This window comes from Bacillus sp. B1-b2, from assembly GCF_009183415.1.
GTDB lineage: Bacteria > Bacillota > Bacilli > Bacillales > Cytobacillaceae > Niallia.
In genome coordinates, this window is sequence record NZ_WEHU01000001.1 from 15,838 (window position 1) to 34,379 (window position 18,542).

Annotated in this window: 22 protein-coding genes, 1 pseudogene and 1 riboswitch; of the genes and pseudogenes, 19 read left to right on the forward strand and 4 right to left on the reverse strand. The window is 34.6% G+C overall.

All coding sequences use genetic code 11. The features are described from left to right. Nucleotides 1-7: 7 nt before the first annotated feature. Together F9279_RS00110 and mciZ are read right to left on the reverse strand one after the other, a co-directional pair. Nucleotides 8-919 (reverse strand): aldo/keto reductase, encoded by a 912-nt coding sequence (locus F9279_RS00110; RefSeq protein ID WP_152110604.1) that lies wholly within the window; start codon nucleotides 917-919, stop codon nucleotides 8-10. Between the two features lie 54 nt (nucleotides 920-973). Further along, entirely contained in the window at nucleotides 974-1,129 is a 156-nt protein-coding gene (gene mciZ, locus F9279_RS00115) for a Z-ring formation inhibitor MciZ (protein ID WP_152110605.1), read from the reverse strand. A gap of 90 nt (nucleotides 1,130-1,219) precedes the next feature. On the opposite strand from mciZ, the gene F9279_RS00120 reads away from it, so the two are divergent. From F9279_RS00120 to F9279_RS26125, 4 genes and pseudogenes are all read left to right on the forward strand, one after another. Next, nucleotides 1,220-1,768: an NUDIX hydrolase gene (locus F9279_RS00120; RefSeq protein WP_152110606.1), complete on the forward strand. Its 549-nt coding sequence runs from the start codon at nucleotides 1,220-1,222 to the stop codon at nucleotides 1,766-1,768. 1 nt (nucleotide 1,769) lies between these two features. Next, nucleotides 1,770-2,942 (forward strand): endonuclease Q family protein, encoded by a 1,173-nt coding sequence (locus tag F9279_RS00125; RefSeq protein WP_152110607.1) that lies wholly within the window; start codon nucleotides 1,770-1,772, stop codon nucleotides 2,940-2,942. A gap of 147 nt (nucleotides 2,943-3,089) precedes the next feature. Next, a riboswitch (cyclic di-GMP riboswitch) is annotated at nucleotides 3,090-3,175 on the forward strand. Nucleotides 3,176-3,249: 74 nt separating this feature from the next. Then, a pseudogene (locus F9279_RS26120) lies at nucleotides 3,250-3,633 on the forward strand (PAS domain-containing protein); the annotation flags it as partial. A 75-nt stretch (nucleotides 3,634-3,708) separates the two neighbouring features. After that, a complete protein-coding gene (locus tag F9279_RS26125) occupies nucleotides 3,709-4,170 on the forward strand; it encodes a methyl-accepting chemotaxis protein (RefSeq protein ID WP_226793110.1) in 462 nt (153 codons plus the stop codon). 53 nt (nucleotides 4,171-4,223) lie between these two features. On the opposite strand, the gene F9279_RS00135 is transcribed toward F9279_RS26125, so the two are convergent. After that, the gene (locus tag F9279_RS00135; protein ID WP_152110609.1) at nucleotides 4,224-4,781 is read right to left on the reverse strand and encodes a GNAT family N-acetyltransferase; all 558 of its coding nucleotides are present in this window, start codon (nucleotides 4,779-4,781) and stop codon (nucleotides 4,224-4,226) included. 165 nt (nucleotides 4,782-4,946) lie between these two features. Between F9279_RS00135 and spoIIM the strand changes: the two genes are divergently transcribed. The 7 genes from spoIIM to F9279_RS00170 all read left to right on the forward strand — a co-directional run bounded on the left by spoIIM (nucleotide 4,947) and on the right by F9279_RS00170 (nucleotide 11,198). Continuing rightward, nucleotides 4,947-5,612, forward strand: coding sequence for a stage II sporulation protein M (gene spoIIM / locus F9279_RS00140; protein ID WP_152110610.1), 666 nt, complete (start codon nucleotides 4,947-4,949; stop codon nucleotides 5,610-5,612). A gap of 115 nt (nucleotides 5,613-5,727) precedes the next feature. Further along, the gene (locus F9279_RS00145; RefSeq protein ID WP_152110611.1) at nucleotides 5,728-6,192 is read left to right on the forward strand and encodes a Fur family transcriptional regulator; all 465 of its coding nucleotides are present in this window, start codon (nucleotides 5,728-5,730) and stop codon (nucleotides 6,190-6,192) included. A gap of 145 nt (nucleotides 6,193-6,337) precedes the next feature. Next, a complete protein-coding gene (locus tag F9279_RS00150) occupies nucleotides 6,338-6,571 on the forward strand; it encodes a YqzK family protein (protein WP_152110612.1) in 234 nt (77 codons plus the stop codon). Nucleotides 6,572-6,574: 3 nt separating this feature from the next. Then, nucleotides 6,575-7,468 carry a site-specific tyrosine recombinase XerD gene (xerD, locus tag F9279_RS00155; protein ID WP_152110613.1) on the forward strand — a complete coding sequence of 298 codons (894 nt, stop codon included), beginning with the start codon at nucleotides 6,575-6,577 and terminating at the stop codon, nucleotides 7,466-7,468. 327 nt (nucleotides 7,469-7,795) lie between these two features. Then, on the forward strand, nucleotides 7,796-8,980 hold the full coding sequence (deoB, locus tag F9279_RS00160) for a phosphopentomutase (protein WP_152110614.1): 1,185 nt from the start codon (nucleotides 7,796-7,798) through the stop codon (nucleotides 8,978-8,980). Between the two features lie 13 nt (nucleotides 8,981-8,993). Next, nucleotides 8,994-9,815, forward strand: coding sequence for a purine-nucleoside phosphorylase (locus F9279_RS00165; RefSeq protein WP_152110615.1), 822 nt, complete (start codon nucleotides 8,994-8,996; stop codon nucleotides 9,813-9,815). 72 nt (nucleotides 9,816-9,887) lie between these two features. Continuing rightward, a complete protein-coding gene (locus F9279_RS00170) occupies nucleotides 9,888-11,198 on the forward strand; it encodes a pyrimidine-nucleoside phosphorylase (protein WP_152110616.1) in 1,311 nt (436 codons plus the stop codon). 186 nt (nucleotides 11,199-11,384) lie between these two features. Here F9279_RS00170 and map read toward each other — a convergent pair whose 3' ends face one another. Further along, nucleotides 11,385-12,131: a type I methionyl aminopeptidase gene (gene map, locus F9279_RS00175; RefSeq protein WP_152110617.1), complete on the reverse strand. Its 747-nt coding sequence runs from the start codon at nucleotides 12,129-12,131 to the stop codon at nucleotides 11,385-11,387. 224 nt (nucleotides 12,132-12,355) lie between these two features. On the opposite strand from map, the gene F9279_RS00180 reads away from it, so the two are divergent. From F9279_RS00180 to F9279_RS00215, 8 genes are all read left to right on the forward strand, one after another. Beyond that, nucleotides 12,356-13,519 carry a D-alanyl-D-alanine carboxypeptidase family protein gene (locus F9279_RS00180; protein WP_152110618.1) on the forward strand — a complete coding sequence of 388 codons (1,164 nt, stop codon included), beginning with the start codon at nucleotides 12,356-12,358 and terminating at the stop codon, nucleotides 13,517-13,519. A gap of 129 nt (nucleotides 13,520-13,648) precedes the next feature. Then, nucleotides 13,649-13,999 (forward strand): anti-sigma F factor antagonist, encoded by a 351-nt coding sequence (gene spoIIAA, locus F9279_RS00185; protein WP_152110619.1) that lies wholly within the window; start codon nucleotides 13,649-13,651, stop codon nucleotides 13,997-13,999. Nucleotides 14,000-14,002: 3 nt separating this feature from the next. Next, on the forward strand, nucleotides 14,003-14,443 hold the full coding sequence (gene spoIIAB / locus F9279_RS00190) for an anti-sigma F factor (RefSeq protein WP_152110620.1): 441 nt from the start codon (nucleotides 14,003-14,005) through the stop codon (nucleotides 14,441-14,443). Nucleotides 14,444-14,455: 12 nt separating this feature from the next. After that, nucleotides 14,456-15,214 (forward strand): RNA polymerase sporulation sigma factor SigF, encoded by a 759-nt coding sequence (gene sigF / locus F9279_RS00195; protein ID WP_152110621.1) that lies wholly within the window; start codon nucleotides 14,456-14,458, stop codon nucleotides 15,212-15,214. A gap of 171 nt (nucleotides 15,215-15,385) precedes the next feature. Beyond that, the gene (locus F9279_RS00200; RefSeq protein ID WP_152110622.1) at nucleotides 15,386-16,006 is read left to right on the forward strand and encodes a stage V sporulation protein AA; all 621 of its coding nucleotides are present in this window, start codon (nucleotides 15,386-15,388) and stop codon (nucleotides 16,004-16,006) included. Beyond that, nucleotides 15,996-16,415, forward strand: a complete 420-nt coding sequence (locus F9279_RS00205; RefSeq protein WP_152110623.1) for a stage V sporulation protein AB — start codon at nucleotides 15,996-15,998, stop codon at nucleotides 16,413-16,415. Before F9279_RS00200 ends, F9279_RS00205 begins: the two co-directional genes overlap by 11 nt. Nucleotides 16,416-16,451: 36 nt before the next feature. Beyond that, the gene (locus tag F9279_RS00210; protein ID WP_152110624.1) at nucleotides 16,452-17,024 is read left to right on the forward strand and encodes a stage V sporulation protein AE; all 573 of its coding nucleotides are present in this window, start codon (nucleotides 16,452-16,454) and stop codon (nucleotides 17,022-17,024) included. Next, nucleotides 17,014-18,495, forward strand: coding sequence for a spore germination protein (locus F9279_RS00215; protein ID WP_152110625.1), 1,482 nt, complete (start codon nucleotides 17,014-17,016; stop codon nucleotides 18,493-18,495). Before F9279_RS00210 ends, F9279_RS00215 begins: the two co-directional genes overlap by 11 nt. Nucleotides 18,496-18,542 lie beyond the last annotated feature (47 nt).

An 18,542-nucleotide genomic window follows, 5' to 3' on the forward strand; every position in this document is an offset into this window, starting at 1 on the left:
ATAGTTATTAACGGTGATTTGTATATTTATTTACTTTTGATACATCTTGAATAAAGGCAATTTCTTCTGTAGTTAGAGGGGCACTATTAACTGCTTTTACGTTTTCGCGCAATTGTTCCACTGAGCTTGCTCCAGCAATGATATTTGTCACTGCAAGCTGAGATAAATTATATTGAATAGCTGCTTCCGTTAAAGTTCGAGTATCCTTAAACTTCTCTTCTAAATTATTAAGAACGGTGTGAAGTTCCTCTGATGAGTAATCTAAGTAACCCTTCTCCGATAATTTTTTTGCATATTGGGGACTTAGTAAGCCTTTTGCAACTGGTCCTCTCGTCACGGCACTTATCCCGTAATCATCTAATAAAGGCAAGATAAGCTCTTCTGGACGTCTATCTAAAATACTGTATTGAACCATCACAGATACGATTGAAGACCGTTCCACGTATTCACGAATAACATTAGGGCGAATAGAGGAAATCCCATAGTAACGGATAATTCCTTCCTTCTTAAGCTCTTCAAAAGCATCAATTGTATCATCAATAGGATCTTCCAATGTGCCTCCATGAAGTTGATAAAGATCAATATAATCTGTGTCTAAGCGCTTGAGACTTGTTTTAACTTGTTCTTTAATATAGGATTTGCTTGCATCCCAACTCCAGCCTTGTTCGCCATCTTTCCATTTGTTTCCCACCTTCGTTGCAATAACAACATCTTCGCGATTATGCTTAAAAAAGCGGCCGATTAGTTTTTCATTTTGTCCTTGGTCATAAAGATCAGCTGTATCAAAATAATTAATTCCTTCTTCCAAGGCTGCTTCTAAAATAGAAAATGCATGTTTTTCATCCGTTCCAATACTCATGCAGCCTAGTCCATACTTGGAAACCTGTAAGTCAGAAAGACCTAAAGTTGTTTTTTGCAAAATAGGACACCTCACTAATTAAGATAGTTCTATTTTACGAGAAATTAGAAGAATTCACAAAGATTGTTTCTCATTTTTACTACCCTTATTTTGAGTTTCTATCCAATCTTTCACAAAAATATAATTTTTTCGATATTTTTTAAGCATATAGCGAATTTCCCAGGCTTTCCCTGTTAATACAATTCCGTTAGAACGAACATATGCTTTCATGAATTGACCCCATTCCTTTCCATTAAGCTAAAAAGAAGTATAATGATGTATATGAGGTTGGGAATGAAATGTAGAACAGGAGTGAAGTAAATGAATAATTTAGAAGAAAAAACATTGAAAACAGAGCCTATTTATAATGGTAGAATCATTTCTTTACAAGTAGATGAAGTAGAGTTGCCAAATGGAAAAACCTCTAAAAGGGAAATTGTAAAGCATCCTGGAGCAGTTGCAGTTATAGCAGTTACAGCAGAGAATAAAATGGTCATGGTAGAGCAATATCGCAAGGCGCTAGAGAAAACTATTATAGAAATACCTGCTGGAAAATTGGAAAAAGGAGAAGAGCCTGCTATCTGTGCTAAAAGAGAGCTAGAAGAAGAAACAGGTTATGATTGTGAATCTATAGAGCTTTTAACATCATTTTATACCTCACCAGGTTTCGCAGATGAAATTGTTCATATATATATAGCGCATGGTTTAACAAAAAAAGAGAATGCAGCAGAGCTAGATGAGGATGAATTTGTAAACTTAAAGGAAATAACATTAGAGGAAGCACAAGAGCTTATTCTTGAACAACGAATTTTTGATGCAAAAACAATGTTTGCCGTACAATACTTACAAATTGCATCATTAACCAAATAAAATGAATCATTATTTCGCAGACTTACATATACACATAGGTAGAACGATAAGTGGGAAACCAGTAAAGATTACGGCTTCTAAATCCCTTACTTTAACAGCAATTATTGAATTTGCCAGCAAACAAAAAGGATTAGACATCATTGGGATCATTGATTGTCAATCCCCAGAAGTTCTAAAGGAAATGGAAGACTTAATCCATGAAGGAAGAATGGTAGAAATGTCAAATGGAGGAATGCGTATGAATGACATAACCATCCTCCTTGGTTCAGAATTAGAGATTTATGATGAAACTTGTAAAGGCCCTATTCACGTTCTTTGTTATATGCCAACTCTTGAGGCAATGAATCATTTTTCTATATGGTTAAGCGACTTTATGAAAAACATAACACTTAGCTCTCAAAGAATTTATGTAAGTGGAAGAGAGCTGCAAGAAAAGGTAGTAGAGCTACATGGAATCTTTATTCCTGCTCACGTATTCACACCATTTAAGAGTTTATATGGAAGTGGTGTTAGAGAATCCTTAACAGAAGTATTTGACTATCATAAGATAGATGGTATAGAGCTTGGTTTAAGTGCAAATACCCAAATGGCTGATCAAATAAAGGAATTACATGCTTTTACATTCTTAACAAATTCTGATGCGCATTCATTAGAAAAAATAGCAAGAGAATATCAAGTGATGAAGCTAGAAGAAGCTAGTTTTTTAGAATGGAAAAAAGCTCTTCATCAGGAAGAAGGGAGAGCAATCGTTGCTAATTATGGTCTGGATCCGAAACTTGGGAAATATCATGAAACGGTATGCTTAGCTTGTTATGCTCCACATTCAACCTTATTAAATAATTGTGTGAATTGTGGAAGTAAAAAGTGGGTGAAAGGTGTAGCTGCTAGAATTCTTGAATTAAAAGATAACGAAGATTCACCTATTAGACCACCATATATTCATCAAATTCCTTTAGAATATATTCCTGGATTAGGCAAGAAAACATTAGAGAAATTACTTCTCTATTTTTCCACTGAAATGCAGATTATTCATGAAGCTCCCTATTCCTTACTAATAGATATTGTTCCTAAAAAAGTGGTAGAGTATATTATGGCCGCTAGAACTGGAGAGATTGTGCTTCAAACCGGTGGTGGAGGGAAGTATGGAAGAGTAGAAGGAGAAAGAAAAGAATAGAAATAAGAAACCATAAAAACCCATTAAATCTCAATGGGTTTTTATATGGTTTCTAATATTAAAAATGTAAATGTAATATATTTTCAACAACTCTATGAAGAGAAATGATTGTCAATACTGTGAATAATTAGTACGATAGTCTTACAAATAAATAATGGAAGCAATGAAGATTCATTTAAATTATGGGCGCTTTTAATGAATGTGAGCTAGTAGCGCAACCGACCATATACTACAAGAGAGAACCGTCTTCTTTTGTATGTTTATTTGTACTGTCTTGACCATTTGACGTAGGGAGAGTATAAATGATATGTACAATAATTACGAGATTAAGAATAACCAAGTATTTAATGAAAATGCAGTGATTAACTCATTAGAAAAAGCACTAGCTATTATTGAATTTGACATAAATGGTAAAGTGCTCTGGGCAAATGAGAATTTTGCCAAGACGTTAGAATATGATGTAAAGGAGATGCCCAAACTACTTCACAGACAGTTTTGTACAAAAGAGTTTGTGACAAGTAAAGAGTATCAACAACTCTGGGAGAATTTAAGAGCAGGGGTAATTTATCAAGATAAAATCGAGCGAGTAACAAAGTACTGTCAGAATAAATGGTTAGAAGCAACTTATTGCCCCGTCATGGATACGTATGGAAAAGTAATAGGCGTTATTAAAATTGCAACAGACATAACAGAAAGAGAAAATAATGCTTCTATTATTGCTTCTAGAATGTTAGAAATGGCAGAGAGTTTAAGTGAAAAAGCATTAATGGGTATCGAACGAAGTCATGAAGCGAAACAAGCAAACGCTGATTTAGTGAAAGAATCGAATGAAAATCTTGAATTCATGATATCACTTAAAACACAGGCAGAATCCATTGGAAGTATTGTAAAAACTATTCGAGACATAGCTACACAAACTAACTTACTTGCGTTAAATGCTGGAATAGAGGCAGCGAGAGCAGGAGAGCATGGAAGAGGATTCGATATAGTTGCAAAGGAAGTACGCAAGCTGGCAACTAAAGTACAAGAGTCGGTACAAGAAGCGAATGACCATATAGTAGGAATAACGGAAGAAATCAATAGAATAAGCGAAGTAACGACTAATTCACAAGATAGTATCCTAAAAAACCAGGCTCTTAATGAAAATGCAGTTTTAGCCTTTGAGGAATTTGGAGAAGCTGCCAATCAATTAGATAAACAAGCTAAAACACTAAAGAAGATATTTTAATGTGTAAGTACTATTTCTCTATTAGGCTTTCTTATAGAGAAATAGTATTTTTATTATGTTAAAGAATATATACACATATCTCGTAGAGTCTCTCCATCAGCACTTAAGCTCTCATTCTTTAAAACTCCATCTAAAGTAAAACCTAATTTTACAGGAATGGCTCTACTTTTCTTGTTCCTCGTATCTACTCTTATTTCAATGCGATTTGCTTTAAGAGAGTCTTTAGCTAATTTAATTAAAGCAATCGTACTTTCTGTTATATATCCCTGATTCGTATGTAAACTATCACACCAATAACCAATTTCAAACACACGAACTTTCCAATCAATAGAATGTAATCCAGTGGAACCAATAAATTCGTCTGTTTCTTTTAAGTAAATATGAAGTCTAAGATCTTGTCTAAGAATATACTTTGCGTAAGATTCTCTAACTCCCTCTTCCACCTCTTCCACTGTTTGCACTTTATTTGCAAATGCCATCCATGGCTTTAGATCCTCTAGGGAACGTTTAATACTTTTGTGAACATCTATTCCATCTCCAGGCATACAAGGGCGGATTACTAAACGTTCTGTTTCTATAAATTCTGGTAAATCTATTAATATTGGTTTCACATGTCTCCCTCCTAAGATTCTATTATCTAAATCTATCATATATTTTTCTATTCTTCACCTAGTAAATGAAGAAATTGGAAAAAGTTGTTTTTCATAGATTTACTAGTCATATGCTCAATTTTTAAAGCATATGATGAAATAACAGAAATGCTAGGGGGATAGGCAATGAAAAAGAAAAAGTACCAAAATGCAATCACACAGCATATACGAGAGCATTCCTCTATTTATATGTTTATCATTGTGTTATTCTTTATGGGAGTTATCTTTGGGGCAATTGTGGTAAATAGTATATCCTTATCACAGAAAGAAGATTTGTATTATTATTTATCCCAATTTTTTGGACAGGTTACAAATGGGCAAGTGGCTGAAAGTAAGGATTTATTTTTTCAAAGTTTGTCCCATAATAGCAAATATATTGGGTTCATATGGTTACTTGGCATCTCTATTATTGGATTACCGATTATTCTCATTCTATTATTTATTAAAGGAATGGTAGTAGGCTTCACTGTTGGATTTCTTGTTAATCAGATGGGATGGCATGGTTTCTTATTATCATTTGTGTCCATATTGCCACAAAACTTAATTGTTATTCCAATTTTTATTATTTCTGCTACAATATCAGTAGCATTTTCATTTAAAATGATTCGTCAGCAATTTATGAAGAAGAAAGGAGAGTCGATCCTTCCTCTTTTTGGAAGATACACGCTTTTACTATTCTTTGCTTTCATCATAATTGCTGTTGCAGCTGGAATCGAAGCCTATATTTCCCCTTTCTTAATGAAAACCGTATTGAATATGGTTGAATCTTTTATAACTATAGTATTTATTTAAGAATCGATATTTTATGATAATTATTATAAATTTCTATTTGTAATAATTTTTATTAGGATTCTTTTCCTACTTCTGCTATAATGATATGGACAGTGGCTAGGGAGGGACTTTCGGAATGGAAAGTAGAATAGATAGAATCAAAAAACTGTTGCATTCTTCGAGCTATAAATTAACTCCCCAAAGGGAAGCGACAGTAAGAGTACTATTAGAAAATGAAGAAGATCATCTAAGTGCAGAAGACGTGTATTTACTCGTAAAAGAGAAATCTCCTGAAATTGGATTGGCAACCGTTTATCGCACATTAGAATTACTTACAGAATTAAAAATAGTCGATAAAATAAACTTTGGTGACGGTGTTTCTAGGTATGACCTGAGACAGGAAGGTGCTGCACACTTTCATCACCATTTGGTATGTATTGAATGTGGTGCAGTGGATGAGATTCAAGAAGATCTCTTAGGAGATGTGGAAAAAATCGTAGAACGAGATTGGAATTTTAAAATAAAAGATCATCGCCTTACATTTCATGGGATTTGTCATCGTTGTACAGGAAAAAACGAACAAACACATAATCAAGATTAAACCTTTTCAGAAAAAGAGAAGGTTTTTTTGTGTTTAAAAACTGTATTCGTTCTTTGTTTCTATTATAATAATATTAAGCCCTATTAGGTATAATATTTGTCCAAACTGGCATAGCTTGTATTAATGAGGGTTTGGAGGGATAGGAATGACTAGATGGGCTAAAGCAGTTTTTCAAACATTTAAGGTTTTTTTACTATTTACAGCTTGTACCATCCTTTTTTACTACGCCATTGTATGGTTTAATCAAGAATATCAGCAAATGCATCGATATGATAAACCATCTGGTGCTGCTGTAAAGGTGAATGGAAATACAAATGATGAAGCAGAAAATTTCAGTTGGAGGGACAGAATATTCCTGTTTTATCTAAATGGGGAGTAAGCGATGGAAGATCAATTAAAGGATTTTATTCATTATTTATTAGTAGAAAAAGGTCTTGCAAAAAACACATTAGTGTCCTATGAAAGAGACTTAAAGAGTTATGGGCAATATATAAAAAATGTAGAAAATTGTGATTTAAAAAATATACAACGCGCTCATATCATTCGCTTTTTAGCTTTTCTAAAAGATCAAGGAAAATCATCTAAAACAATTGCAAGACATATTGCATCTATAAGGGCGTTTCACCAATTTCTTTTTAGAGATAGAATACTAGAAGAAGATCCTACTGTACATATTGAATCACCTCAAGCAAGTAGGTCTCTACCAAAAGTTCTTTCTAAGGAAGAAGTAGAGGCACTTCTAGATTTTCCTCATAAAAAGGATTACTTTGGTTTAAGAGATAAAGCGATGCTTGAAATGTTGTATGCAACTGGAATTCGTGTAAGTGAATTAATAAATTTAGATATGGACCATGTGCATCTCACAATGGGATTTATTCGATGTATAGGAAAAGGCAATAAAGAGAGAATTATTCCTATTGGAGGAGCTGCAACAAAAGCGTTAGAGGCTTACTTAATGGAGGGTAGACCTGTTTTTTTAAAGCAAAAAAAGCTAGGAGAGGAATCTCTTTTTCTCAATCATCATGGTCGAAGACTTTCGAGACAGGGTTTTTGGAAGATATTAAAGAGATTAGGGAGAGAAGCACGAATTGAAAAGGAAATTACTCCTCACACTTTAAGACATTCTTTTGCTACACACCTACTTGAAAATGGTGCCGACTTAAGAGCCGTACAAGAAATGCTAGGGCATGCAGACATTTCTACAACGCAAATTTATACACATGTTACAAAAACTAGATTAAAAGATGTATATAGTCAGTACCATCCAAGAGCATGATAGGAACACTGTTTTTTAATAGACAGTGTTTTTTTATATAGAAAAAATATATACTGAACCCGTAGACCTTATATAAGGGTTTAACTTAGATTAGATATATACATATAAAAAATCGTTAGTGAAAATACAAGGGTAAATAAAAGCGCTAGAGAAAAAATAAGGCAAGCCTTTTTCCATATAATAGATTATGTATTAAAATAACTAGAAATATTCTATAATATTGGGGTTAAAAGATGTCAGACTTCTGACAATATGCTATAATTTTTAAGGTTAATTATACATATTCAAGGGAAAAATAGATTGAAAAGAATAAAAGGAGGTATCATTATGTCTACATATCAATTCAATAGAATTTTTTTAGTAGTGATGGACTCAGTAGGTATTGGGGAAGCGCCAGATGCTGAAAAGTTTAATGATAAAGGGGCCCATACATTAGGTCATATCGCAGAAAAAATGAATGGCCTTCATATGCCAAATATGGGGAAGCTAGGTTTAAGTAATATTGAGAAAATTGATGGTGTGGAGTTGGCTGAAAAACCACTTGCGTACTATACAAAAATGCAAGAAGCATCTAATGGAAAAGATACGATGACTGGTCATTGGGAGATTATGGGGCTTAATATTGAGACTCCCTTCCGTGTTTTTCCAGATGGTTTTCCTGCTGAGTTGTTAAATGAAATAGAAGAAAAATTCGGACGAAAAATTATTGGGAATAAACCAGCAAGTGGCACTGAAATTCTAGATGAATTAGGGAAAGAACATATCGAGACTGGTGCATTAATTGTTTATACATCTGCTGATTCTGTGCTACAAATCGCAGCACATGAAGAAATTGTTCCTCTAGAAGAACTTTATAAAATATGTGAATTTGCTCGTGAATTAACGCTAGATGAGAAATACATGGTTGGTAGAATTATTGCAAGACCTTTTCTAGGGGAGCCAGACAACTTTAAACGTACAGCGAACCGCCATGATTATGCTTTAAAGCCTTTTGATCGTACAGTAATGAATGAGCTGAAAGATCATCATTTAGATAGTATTGCAATCGGAAAGATTTCAGATATTTATGATGGTGAAGGAGTTACACAATCATTAAGAACCGTATCAAACATGGATGGTATGGACAAGTTGATAGAGACATTACACATGGACTTTACGGGCTTAAGCTTTTTAAATTTAGTAGATTTTGATGCATTATATGGCCACAGGAGAGATCCTATTGGCTATGGTGAAGCTCTAGAAGAATATGATGCAAGATTAACGGAAGTTCTAGAATTAATGAAGAACGATGATTTATTAATCATTACTGCAGATCATGGAAATGATCCTGTTCATCATGGCACAGATCATACTAGAGAGTTTGTACCACTTTTAGCTTATAGTAAGAAATTAAAAGAAGCGAAGGAATTGCCACTGCGTCAAACTTTTGCAGATATTGGTGCAACGGTTGCTGAAAACTTCCATGTTCCTATGCCAAAACATGGTCATAGTTTTTTAAAAGACTTAAAATAAGGGGATTATATAAATGAACTATTCAATGATCAAACAATCAGCAGACTTTTTGAAAAGCAAATATGAAAAAACACCCAAAATAGGTCTAATCTTAGGATCTGGATTAGGAGTTCTAGCGGAAGAAATACAAAATCCTACAAAAGTACCTTATGAAGAAATCCCTGAGTTTCCTGTATCAACTGTAGAGGGACATGCAGGACAGTTAGTTTTTGGTACAATTAATGATGTGGAAGTTGTAGCAATGCAAGGACGTTTCCATTTCTATGAAGGATATTCCTTTGATAAAGTAACATTTCCAGTTCGTGTAATGAAAGAACTAGGCGTAGAAACATTGATAGTTACAAATGCAGCAGGCGGGGTTAATGAAAGCTTCGAACCTGGTGATCTAATGCTTATTTCGGATCATATTAATAATATGGGAACGAATCCTTTAATTGGACCGAATGATAATACTCTTGGTGTGCGTTTCCCAGATATGTCAGAAGCATATAGCAAACAACTTCGTGAAACTGCTCGTGAGATTGCTGCGAAAATTAATTTATCTATTCAAGAAGGTGTATATGTAGGTAATACAGGTCCTTCCTATGAAACACCTGCAGAAGTGAGAATGCTTCGTGTATTAGGTGGAGATGCAGTTGGAATGTCTACCGTTCCAGAAGTAATTGTGGCTCGTCATGCGGGCCTACAAGTTCTAGGCATTTCTTGCATATCTAACATGGCAGCAGGAATCTTAGATCAACCGTTAAACCATGAAGAAGTTATAGAAACTACTGAGAAAGTAAAAGCTAACTTCCTTCTTTATGTAAAAGAATTAATTAGTGAAATTGGTGCTTAATCTTCATCTGACATTGTATACTATATGTCTCTTTTTACAGGGACATATAGCTAAATAAAGGAGACTTTACATATGGCATTAAGAATGGTCGATTTAATTGAGAAGAAAAGAGATGGCAAAGAATTAACAAAAGAAGAAATTTCATTTATTATTGATGGCTATACAGATGGAAGTATTCCTGATTATCAAATGAGTGCATTTAGCATGGCTGTTTTTTTCCAAGATATGACGGAAAATGAGCGTGCAGATCTTACAATGGCAATGGTTCACTCAGGTGATGTAATAGATTTATCTGCTATAGAAGGAATAAAAGTAGATAAACATTCAACTGGTGGTGTTGGTGATACAACTACTTTAGTATTAGGTCCTCTTGTAGCAACTCTAGGTGTTCCCGTGGCCAAAATGAGTGGTAGAGGTTTAGGGCATACTGGGGGAACAATTGACAAATTAGAGTCAGTAAAAGGTTTTCATGTGGAAATAGAGAATGAAGAATTTATTGATTTAGTGAATAAAAATAAGCTTGCTGTTATTGGACAAAGTGGCAATTTAACACCAGCGGATAAAAAGCTTTATGCTTTAAGAGATGTAACCGCAACCGTTAATAGTATCCCATTAATTGCAAGTAGTATTATGAGTAAAAAAATCGCGGCTGGTGCTGATGCTATATGCTTAGATGTTAAAACAGGGTCTGGTGCATTTATGAAAACACTAGAAGATTCAAGAGAGCTTGCAGTAGCAATGGTTCAAATTGGTAATAATGTAGGAAGAAAGACAATGGCAGTCATATCTGATATGAGTCAACCTCTTGGCTTTGCCATTGGAAACGCTCTTGAGGTAAAAGAAGCGATTGATACATTGAATGGTAAAGGACCTGAAGACTTAACAGAATTATGCTTAATTTTAGGAAGTCATATGGTTTACTTAGCTGGTAAAGCAGATTCTACTGAAGAAGCTAGATTAATGTTGCAAGAAGTGATAGATAACGGGAAAGCATTAGAAACTTTTAAATTATTCTTAAGCTCACAAGGTGGAGATGCTACTGTTGTTGATAATCCCGAGCTATTACCAAGTGCTAAATATGTAATAGAACTTCCTGCTAAACAATCAGGTTATATTTCTGAAATAACAGCAGATTCTATTGGTACAGCTGCCATGATTTTAGGGGCAGGTAGAGCTACTAAAGATTCTGAGATTGATCTGGCAGTTGGGTTAGTTTTACGTAAAAAAATTGGGGATCAAGTGAATGAAGGAGATTCATTAGTTACTATTTATAGTAATAATGAAGACGTAGAAGAGGTTAAGAATTCTTTATATGAACATATTCAAATTTCTTCTGAAGAAGTAAAAGCTCCGACTTTGATTTATGAAGTGATTACAGGGTAATGTAAGAGGCCGTGAAAGGAAAATCTTTCACGGTTACTAAATGCATGCTAATTAGATAAACGTCTAATTTGTTGGAAAAAATAGGATACATGTTTTAAAATGTTAACTTCAGAGACTAATTAGAAAGTTTTTATTAGTCTCTGAAGAAAGAATCAAATGTGCCTAAAATTTAATATAAGAATATCATTATTGCTTTGTTAGTATTACAGGCCCATTAGCAGTAATTGCCAAGGTATGTTCATACTGAGCAGACAAGCTTCCATCGACTGTTCGAGCAGTCCATCCATCAAGATCTACTTTAGCGTGATACATCCCGATATTTAACATAGGCTCGATGGTAATAACCATGCCTTCTTTTAATTCCGTTCCTACATGTGGTGGACCATAGTGAGGAATTTGTGGAAGCTCATGCATTTCTCTACCAATCGCATGCCCAACAAAATCTCGAACCACCGAAAAACCCTTTGCTTCTGCAAATTTCTGAATAGCATTGGCAATATCTCCAACACGGTTTCCCACAACAGCCTGCTCAATCCCTTTATACAAGGATTCTTCGGTTGTTTTTAATAGAAGTTCTGCATCACTACTTATTGTTCCAATAGCATAAGACCATGCTGAATCTGCTAACCATCCATCTAAATTCACAACCATATCAATTGTAACAATGTCTCCATCTTTTAATGCTTCTTTTGAGGGAAATCCATGACAAATGACATCATTAACAGAAGCACATGTTGCATAGGGATAACCATGGTATCCTTTTTGCTCTGGTATTGCGCCTCTTTGTACAATGAAATTTTCAGCAAATATATTTATTTCTTCTGTCGTAATACCTGGCTTGATGAACTTAGCAATCTCTTTATGACAATCAGCAAGTATTTCCCCAGCTTTTTTCATTTTTTCTATTTGTTCTGGTGTTTTTAAATAAATCAAACCATGTTCCTCCCCTTTTATCAGTAAATAATTATATACCACTTGAAAGACTAGTGCTAATCCCTTTTATGTACACTCTTAAAAATATGTTCTCCACAGCTATCATACCCTAGATAGAAAGTTTCACCTCTTATTAAATCATTCATGTATAAATATTTTTGCAAACTGTATAAACTTAGCTTTTTTGGAAAAAATGGAGCCTATATAGAATGGAGGGTCAATAGATGAAACGCATCGTATCAATGTTAATCATAACTTGTTTTTTTACATCCATTTTGGCACCAGGAGCATTAGCCAATGAAACAAAGAAAGAGCTGGTAGACAACGTTAGTTCTGCTATTTTAATTGATCGTGACACAGGAACGGTTATGTATGAGAAAAATAGTGATGAACAACTTCCCCCAGCTAGTATGACGAAAGTAATGACGATGCTTCTGATCATGGAAGCAATTGATCAAGGTAAGTTAAAATGGGATGAAAAAATTCGAACGAGTGAACATGCTGCTTCCATGGGAGGATCACAAATTTTCCTAGAGGCTGGAGAAGAAATGACAACAGAGGAAATGTTAAAAGGAATAGCCATAGGGTCAGGCAATGATGCAGCAGTAGCAGTTGCAGAAAGACTTGCTGGTTCTGAGGATGAGTTCGTTAATATGATGAATGATAAAGCCAAAGAATTAGGATTAAAGAATACACAATTCCAAAACGTAACAGGTCTTCCAACAGATAACCACTATAGTTCAGCACGAGATATGGCACTGATGGCAAAAGAATTATTAAAATATCAAGACATTACAAAATTTACAGGAACCTATGAAGCGTATTTAAGAGAAAATACAGATAATAAGTTCTGGTTAGTTAATACAAATAGATTAGTGAAGTTCTATCCAGGGGTAGATGGTTTAAAAACTGGATTTACAGCTGAAGCAAAATACTGCCTAACTGCAACCGCTATGAAAGATGGTATGCGTGTCATTGCAGTTGTTTTTGGTGCGCCAACTTCAAAAGAACGAAATGCACAAGTTACAAAAATGATGGATTATGCTTTTAGTCAATATGAAACACACCCATTGCATAAAAAAGAAGAAGCGATTGGAAAAGTGAAAGTAAGTAAAGGAGATCAAAAAGAGTTGGCAGCTGTCACAAGTGAACCGATTTCTATCTTAACAAAAAAAGGGGAACAAGTAGATAAATTAGAAAAAGTCATCACAATGAATAAAGATTTAAAAGCTCCGATTGAAAAAGGACAAGAAATTGGAACAATTGAATACAAAAAAGACGGTAAAACGTTAGTAACAAGCCCATTAGTAGCCCAAAAAGAGGTAAAAGAAGCAAAATGGTGGACTTTATTTAAGCGTTCAGCAGGAATGTTTACTAAAACAGAATAGTCACCCTTTGTCGAAAGAATCGATATTCCTTCTATTTTTATCGAATGGACACTAGTTTTGTCTTTGGGGAAGGATTTGTAAAAAGAAATAGAGAATAGTCTCATTAAACCAAATAAGGAGGCTATTCTTGTGAGTCTTAATATTGAGTTGGAAGTAAAAAACAATGTACTTTGTATACGTCTATCTGGGGAATTGGATCATCATTATGCAGAGGAATTGCGAACAAAAGCTACAAATGCTATAGAAAGCTATAGTATTCGTCATATCGTGTTAAATTTAGAAAACTTATCTTTTATGGATAGTTCTGGATTAGGGGTAATTTTAGGCAGATATAAGCAAATAAAGCAGCTTGGTGGAGAAATGGTTATTTGTGCTATCTCACCAAGTGTACAAAGATTATTTGATATGTCGGGTATGTTTAAAATTATGAAACTCGAGCCAAATGAAGAGTTTGCTCTACAACGATTGGGGGTTGCTTGAATCATGAGAAACGAAATGCATATTCAGTTTAGCGCTCTTAGTCAAAATGAGTCATTTGCACGTGTGACAGTAGCTGCATTTCTTACACAGCTTGATCCAACAATGGATGAATTAACGGAGATTAAAACAGTAGTATCTGAAGCAGTTACAAACTGTATTATTCATGGATATGAAAATGATCCTAGTGGTGTTGTTTACATATCTGTTATTCTCGAAGATTCATTTGTTGATTTAACCATTAGGGATGAAGGAAGAGGAATTTTCGATGTAGAAGAAGCAAGACAACCATTATTTACGACAAAGCCAGAGCTTGAACGATCTGGTATGGGATTTACCATCATGGAAAACTTTATGGATGATATCGAAATTCAATCAAGTCCCGATAGCGGAACAGAGATTCGTCTGCGTAAGCATTTAATGAATAGCAAAATGCTAAGCAATTAAGGAGAATCGCCTATGGATGTGGAGGTAAAGAAAGATAAGAAGGAAACGTATCTAAAGGACCATGAAGTCAAGGACTTAATTAAACGAAGCCAAGATGGAGATCAGTCAGCCAGAGATACAATCGTTCAAAAAAATATGCGACTCGTTTGGTCTGTTGTTCAAAGATTTTTAAATAGAGGATATGATCCTGATGATTTATTCCAAATTGGATGTATTGGATTGTTAAAATCAGTGGACAAATTCGATTTAAGCTATGATGTGAAATTTTCTACTTATGCTGTTCCCATGATTATCGGGGAAATTCAACGTTTCATCAGAGATGATGGTACTGTGAAGGTAAGTAGATCTTTAAAAGAACTTAGCAATAAAATTCGTAAAGCTAGGGATGAATTGTCGAAGCAATACGGTAGAACACCAACAGTCGGAGAGCTTTCGGAATTTCTTGATATCCCTCCAGAGGATATTGTTTTAGCCCAAGAGGCAGCGAGAACACCATCTTCTATCCATGAAACGGTTTACGAAAATGATGGAGACCCAATAACTCTATTAGATCAAATCGATGATGGAAACGAAGGGAAATGGTTTGATAAAATAGCTTTACAAGAAGCAATTAGAGAATTGGACGAACGAGAGAGGTTGATTGTTTTCCTTCGATACTATAAGGATCAAACACAATCAGAAGTCGCCACAAGACTCGGAATTTCTCAAGTTCAAGTCTCAAGATTAGAGAAAAAAATACTACTGCAAATGAAAGAGCAAATGGATTTATAATCCGTTTGCTCTTTTTACTGTTTTACAATATATGTACGTTAAAAATTACCAACAATTTGCTTTTCATAATTTTCACCAGATATTCCAATACTACCTTTATAAGGAAGTATGGTGATTTTGTTAAGGTAAATAGAAATAAGAATACAAATTACCTTGTTAAGGAGTGAAAAAATGGCAGAGACTATTTATATTCGAATGAGACATCGAATTCAAAAAAAGTTGAATAATAAAGTCTACTTAAAGGATCTTGCTCAAGTAATTGCAACTGATGCATTCATGTCAAAGTTAAATAACTTATGTCTTTACCATATTTCAGAAGAAGATAAAAATATTATCGTCATTGATAGCACACAAGTCATTCGAGCAATAAAGAAATTGGATGAAGAAACTGAAATTCAGTTAATTGGACCTGCTCAAACTATTATAGAAGTCATTTTTAAGAAGAGAAAAGCATCCCTGCCTCTTTTTATTTTAATATGGCTGCTATTATTTATTGGCTCAGGTTTAACCATCATGAATTTTCATGAAGATGTAAGTATGCAATATGTTCACCAAAGGCTGTATACCATGATAACAGGAAAAGAAGTCGAAAAGCCTCTCTTCTTTCAAATACCTTATTCCATTGGGTTAGGATTAGGAATGGTTATATTTTTTAATCATGTATTTAAGAAAAGACTTAATGAAGAACCTAGTCCTTTAGAGGTAGAAGTCTTTAATTATCAGCAGTCCTTAGACCAATATGTCATTATGCATGAAAACAAAGAAACGTTAAAAAAAATAGATGATCATTAATATTTTATTTGTCATATTCGTCGGAATGGCTTGGGGAATTACTGTCGGAGCAGGATATGTAGCTTTCTTAACTGTATTTGGTATCATTCCTCGGCTTACTCAATTAACAAAAACGGTAAGTAAAATTCATGCATATGAATGGGCAGCTGTTTTAGGTGCATTTGTAGGGACAATCGCATTTCTGCAGCAACCTACTTTTTCGCTTCCAGCAGTTTTACTAACAGTGCTTGGTTTAGCGGATGGAATATATGTTGGAATGATTGCTGCAGCTTTAACAGAAGTTTTAGACGTTTTTCCACTACTAGCAAAAAGAATCGGGATTGATGATAGACTCCTAGTACTAATGATGGCCCTTGTTTTCGGGAAAATTTTCGGCTCCTTGTTTCATTGGATGTATTTCGTTCCATAATGCCAATGTTTTTTATTAAAGAAAGGAAGTATGGAAATGGAAAAAAGGAGAAAAGTAATATTAATCACAGATGGAGATGAATATGCAAAAAGAGCAGTTGAGGTTGTTGCAAAAGAGATTGGAGGAAGATGTATTTCTACTTCATTTGGCAATCCTAGCAACCATAGTGGTTCTGAGATTGTTCAACTAATAAAAAAAGCCAAGTGTGACCCTGTTCTAGTTATGTTTGATGATAGTGGCTTTATAGGAGAGGGGGCAGGGGAAATAGCGTTAAAATACATAGCTAAGCATCCTCATTTAGATGTGCTTGGAGTAATTGCAGTAGCAAGTAGGACTAGAAGAGAAGAATGGACTAAAATCGATGTTGCCATTGATCAAGACGGAGAGCTTACTCCATATGGTGTTGACAAATATGGAATTCCAGAAATGGATATTGGCAGAATGAATGGAGATACCGTATATAGCTTAGATGAACTGAATTTACCCTTAGTAGTTGGAATAGGTGATATAGGCAAAATGGGTAAGAAGGATGACTATGAAAAAGGTGCACCGATTACAAGAAAAGCAGTTGAATATATTTTAGAAAGAAGTGGTTTTCATGCCAAGTAGTAAAAAGGAAGATATGATTCAAATTTATGATAGTTTAGAACAAATTGAAAAGTACATGAAAGACCGAGTTGGTCTAGGAACAAGCTTTGATTTAGGTGTTCGAAAAATCAAGGTTATGCATAAAGATGTAAACTTGTATTTTGTAAATGGTTTATGTGATAGTGCACTTATTGCAGAATTATTAGAAACCCTATTGTTCTTAAATGATACCGACAGAGAGCCGCAAGCAGCTACTATGTTTGAGGTGGTTCAAAATCAACTAGTACATCAAAGTGTGCAACCTATTGAAAAGATGGATGAATTAGTTGATCAAGTTCTCTCTGGTCTAATTGTAGTTTGTGTGAATGGTTATAATAAGGCTCTTTCAGTTGATGTAAGAAGCTATCCAGGAAGACAGCCACAGGAGCCTGATACAGAAAAAGTTGTTCGTGGATCTCGTGATGGATTTGTTGAGAATATTATTGTCAATACAGCAGTAACAAGAAGAAGAATTAGGGACGAACGATTACGTTTTGAAATGATGAAGGTAGGAGAGCGATCTAAAACAGATGTAGCAATAAGCTATATTGATGGTGTGGCTGATCCAGATTTAATTGATATCGTCAAAAAAGAACTTGAAAACATAAAAGTAGATGGCTTAACAATGGCAGATAAAACGGTTGAAGAGTTTCTATTACAGCAAGGTTTAAACCCTTATCCATTAATCCGTTATACAGAAAGAGCAGATGTTGCTGCAACTCATCTTTTAGAAGGACATGTTGTTATTTATATAGATACATCACCAAGTGTTATTATTACACCAGCTACTTATTTTCATCATCTTCAGCATGCTGAAGAATATAGACAGGCGCCAATGGTTGGGACATTCATTAGATGGGTTAGATATATTGGTGTACTAGCATCCCTTTTCTTTCTGCCATTTTGGTTTTTAGTTGTATTGGAGCCTTCCTTATTACCTGAAAGAATTGCCTTTATTGGTCCTAATGAAACAACTAACATACCAATTGTTGTTCAAATTTTTATAGCCGATCTTGGTCTAGAGTTTTTAAGAATAGCAGCCATTCATACGCCGACCCCACTATCCACAGCCATGGGTTTAATAGCTGCTGTGTTAATTGGTCAAATAGCTATTGATGTTGGATTGTTTGTTCCTGAAGTCATTCTTTATGTTTCTGTTGCAGCTATCGGGAATTTCGCTACCCCAAGTTATGAATTAGGTATCGCAAATAAGCTTGTTCGTTTACTATTACTGATCATTGTAGCAATTTTCCATACTCCAGGATATGTTATCGGTATAACGCTATATATCTTATTTCTGTGCCGTATTCGTACGTTCAATGTTCCATACCTATGGCCACTTATACCATTTTATCCAAAAGCATTGTCTCATTTAATTGTTAGACGTAAAGTGCCAGGAAGTAAAATTAGACCAAGTCACTTGCATCCTGGAGACAGATTTAGACAGCCGTAATTATTTTATCAACTATTGTGAATTAACTAATTTTATGGTACATTTGG

What these genes read in the sequence shown, in the direction of transcription:
- F9279_RS00215 (WP_152110625.1), top strand. Translation starts at nt 17,014, where the DNA reads ATGCCAAGTAGTAAAAAGGAAGATATGATTCAAATTTATGATAGTTTA.
- F9279_RS00165 (WP_152110615.1), top strand. Translation starts at nt 8,994, where the DNA reads ATGAACTATTCAATGATCAAACAATCAGCAGACTTTTTGAAAAGCAAA.
- deoB (WP_152110614.1), top strand. Translation starts at nt 7,796, where the DNA reads ATGTCTACATATCAATTCAATAGAATTTTTTTAGTAGTGATGGACTCA.
- F9279_RS00180 (WP_152110618.1), top strand. Translation starts at nt 12,356, where the DNA reads ATGAAACGCATCGTATCAATGTTAATCATAACTTGTTTTTTTACATCC.
- spoIIAB (WP_152110620.1), top strand. Translation starts at nt 14,003, where the DNA reads ATGAGAAACGAAATGCATATTCAGTTTAGCGCTCTTAGTCAAAATGAG.
- mciZ (WP_152110605.1), bottom strand. Translation starts at nt 1,129, where the DNA reads ATGAAAGCATATGTTCGTTCTAACGGAATTGTATTAACAGGGAAAGCC.
- F9279_RS00200 (WP_152110622.1), top strand. Translation starts at nt 15,386, where the DNA reads ATGGCAGAGACTATTTATATTCGAATGAGACATCGAATTCAAAAAAAG.
- F9279_RS00145 (WP_152110611.1), top strand. Translation starts at nt 5,728, where the DNA reads ATGGAAAGTAGAATAGATAGAATCAAAAAACTGTTGCATTCTTCGAGC.
- xerD (WP_152110613.1), top strand. Translation starts at nt 6,575, where the DNA reads ATGGAAGATCAATTAAAGGATTTTATTCATTATTTATTAGTAGAAAAA.
- F9279_RS00170 (WP_152110616.1), top strand. Translation starts at nt 9,888, where the DNA reads ATGGCATTAAGAATGGTCGATTTAATTGAGAAGAAAAGAGATGGCAAA.
- sigF (WP_152110621.1), top strand. Translation starts at nt 14,456, where the DNA reads ATGGATGTGGAGGTAAAGAAAGATAAGAAGGAAACGTATCTAAAGGAC.
- F9279_RS00150 (WP_152110612.1), top strand. Translation starts at nt 6,338, where the DNA reads ATGACTAGATGGGCTAAAGCAGTTTTTCAAACATTTAAGGTTTTTTTA.
- F9279_RS26125 (WP_226793110.1), top strand. Translation starts at nt 3,709, where the DNA reads ATGGGTATCGAACGAAGTCATGAAGCGAAACAAGCAAACGCTGATTTA.
- spoIIM (WP_152110610.1), top strand. Translation starts at nt 4,947, where the DNA reads ATGAAAAAGAAAAAGTACCAAAATGCAATCACACAGCATATACGAGAG.
- F9279_RS00205 (WP_152110623.1), top strand. Translation starts at nt 15,996, where the DNA reads ATGATCATTAATATTTTATTTGTCATATTCGTCGGAATGGCTTGGGGA.
- F9279_RS00120 (WP_152110606.1), top strand. Translation starts at nt 1,220, where the DNA reads ATGAATAATTTAGAAGAAAAAACATTGAAAACAGAGCCTATTTATAAT.
- F9279_RS00210 (WP_152110624.1), top strand. Translation starts at nt 16,452, where the DNA reads ATGGAAAAAAGGAGAAAAGTAATATTAATCACAGATGGAGATGAATAT.
- F9279_RS00125 (WP_152110607.1), top strand. Translation starts at nt 1,770, where the DNA reads ATGAATCATTATTTCGCAGACTTACATATACACATAGGTAGAACGATA.